A 2,365-nucleotide genomic window follows, 5' to 3' on the forward strand; every position below is an offset into this window, starting at 1 on the left:
CTGTCAGCTTGAGGAAGAGGAAGCTCTGGAATTATGGGGATTAAATAAATGATGAATAATGATAACACTATTACGGTAGCGACAAAATTATACGGCTACATTGCGGAAAATGCCCATAGCAGTCGTTTCTCAGTAACCCTAAATAAGCTTTACAAAGAGAACGGGATTGATGCAATGATGATTCCGATGAATATACGTTCTGATGATGTTGCCTTTACAATCTCTCAAATGCGAAGTTCCAAGCTCAGCGGTGCGATTATCGGGAGTGAATACCAAGAAGAGGCTCTCTCTTTGGTCGATGAAGCCTCTGATAGTGCCCAAGAGGGCGGCTATTGCGACTTTATTAGGATACATGAGGGAAAATTGATCGGAGATTTGATTATGACGAGAGCATTAGAGCGCTATGCGGATCGAGACGATTTCGAGGATGAGATAGCTATGCGCTCACAGTGTCACTATTTTTATGACTTAACAACAGGAGAAACAAGATGAAAACAAACGATTTTAGCGATTTAAAGGCTGAGTTTGATGAATTTGTACGGGGAAAATGTGACAGCGGAAGCTGCGATAGCGCAACGGAAGAGAATGATCCGGATAATGAACCGGTTCCGAGTTTTGTAGATGAATTATCGGATAAATTGCTCGCCCCATATCATAGCGGCGTCTATTTTTCACGTCTTGATATTAAAAGAATTGCCGAAGCAATCGATGAGTCGATTCCGATTAAAGAGCGCAAAAAAATGATCAAAGCTCTCTTTCGTCATACCACCTCTAAAGCCTATTTGCAATCGGCATTTGATGAAATTAACCGCCATTTTGGGGGACGGATTCTGATATATCAAGAGTTGTCTGAAGCATTTCCGGCATCAAAGGCATTTTTTGATGAAAATATAGATAAAATTAAAAGAACACAGAAGATGTTAGATCAGATTGTCATCGATTTTGAAGAGATCGAGCCGACAGATGAGCCGATGATGGTATAACCGCTAAGAGTAAGGGTAAAGATGAGTTTTAAGTTTCGAGCGCAGTTAATCATTGCCTTGATAGTTATTGCCGTCTCATCTGCTTTAACTTTTTTTCATACTTCAAATGAAAGCCGATACGCTAAAGAGCGATCACTTCATGCCTCTGAAAATGTCAAAATGGCATTTAACTCTATGACAGATGACCTAGAACATTTTTATGTTTATCGTGCCTACACGACGTTGCACCTAGCGGGTGTGATAGAGGCAATCAAAAAGAGAGATACAAAGCAGCTCTACACTCTGACACTTCCTCGCTATAAAGCATTGATTGATGAGAATCCTCACTTAATGGTTATGCAATATCACGCGGCGGATGGACACTCAATTTTGCGGATGCATTTAAAAGATAATTTTGGAGATGACATCGCTTCACGTCGTCCGATGCTTCGAACGGCTCATGCCGGTCATAAAATGGTAACCGGATTTGAAGGGGGTATTCATGGGATGGCCTATCGTATTGTCATACCGATTTTTGATAATAATACCTATATCGGTGCTTTAGAATTCGGAATCGATACCGGATATTTTGTAGAAAAAATAAAACAGATGACCGGATCAACCAGTATATTGATGATTCATGAAGATTATTTGGGTGCAGCCGATAACTCGTTGTATAAAGAGGGGCTGGGAACGTATCGCTATACTGCTGCAATCACCGAAGCGCAAAAAAAATATATGGATGCTTTTAGTGATCACAATCACGCAATGAAACCCAAAAATGTCCGTATCGATGAAAAAGATTATGAAATCAATCCTCTCTCTTTGGAAGATTCGGAGGGGAAAAGTGCGGGAGTAATCATTTGTATTGATGATGTGACGGGGGGATATCAAAATATACTGGAAACAGTTTTTGGCAGTATCTTGTTGACGGCTGCTTTACTTCTACTATTTTGGGCTTTATTTGAGTATGCGTTTGGTGCATTGATTCATAAATTGAATTTTCAAGAACGTTATATTAAAACGATACTTGACTCACAAAAAAATATTGTTGTTGTAACCGACGGTGAAGAAATAATATTTGTAAATCAAGCTTTTTATGACTATTTTGGCTGTTCATCCTTGGAAGAATTTCGGCGTGAGCACTCTTGTATTTGTAATTGTTTTGAAAAAGGGGAGTCTGATGAATATTTACAGCCTACTATCGATGGTTTGTTGTGGACCGATTATTTGACACAGCACAGTGACAAAGAGCACAAAGTTAAAATGACGGTAGGTGGCGTGAGCTCTATTTTTACGGCACATGCACAGAAAATGAAGTATGAAAATCAAATGCGTCATGTGGTTGTTTTTACCGACATTACAAAGCTCAATCAATTAGCGACTCAGGATGTGTTGACACA

General features: G+C 39.6%; 3 protein-coding genes. All 3 read left to right on the plus strand.

What is annotated here, in order from left to right:
* Nucleotides 1–48 precede the first annotated feature (48 nt).
* Nucleotides 49–492 carry a hypothetical protein gene (locus tag A2517_RS00295; protein ID WP_294893360.1) on the plus strand — a complete coding sequence of 148 codons (444 nt, stop codon included), beginning with the start codon at nt 49–51 and terminating at the stop codon, nt 490–492.
* The gene (locus A2517_RS00300) at nt 489–983 is read left to right on the plus strand and encodes a hypothetical protein (protein WP_294893361.1); all 495 of its coding nucleotides are present in this window, start codon (nt 489–491) and stop codon (nt 981–983) included. Before A2517_RS00295 ends, A2517_RS00300 begins: the two co-directional genes overlap by 4 nt.
* Nucleotides 984–1,004: 21 nt before the next feature.
* A partial coding sequence (locus A2517_RS00305) for a cache domain-containing protein (protein WP_294893362.1) occupies nt 1,005–2,365 on the plus strand: 1,361 nt, incomplete at its 3' end.

It is taken from the genome of Sulfuricurvum sp. RIFOXYD12_FULL_44_77 (assembly GCF_001830725.1).
GTDB classification, from domain to species: Bacteria; Campylobacterota; Campylobacteria; order Campylobacterales; family Sulfurimonadaceae; genus Sulfuricurvum; species Sulfuricurvum kujiense_A.

Coding starts and splice junctions, on each gene's coding strand:
- A2517_RS00295 (WP_294893360.1), top strand. CDS start 49: ATGATGAATAATGATAACACTATTACGGTAGCGACAAAATTATACGGC.
- A2517_RS00300 (WP_294893361.1), top strand. CDS start 489: ATGAAAACAAACGATTTTAGCGATTTAAAGGCTGAGTTTGATGAATTT.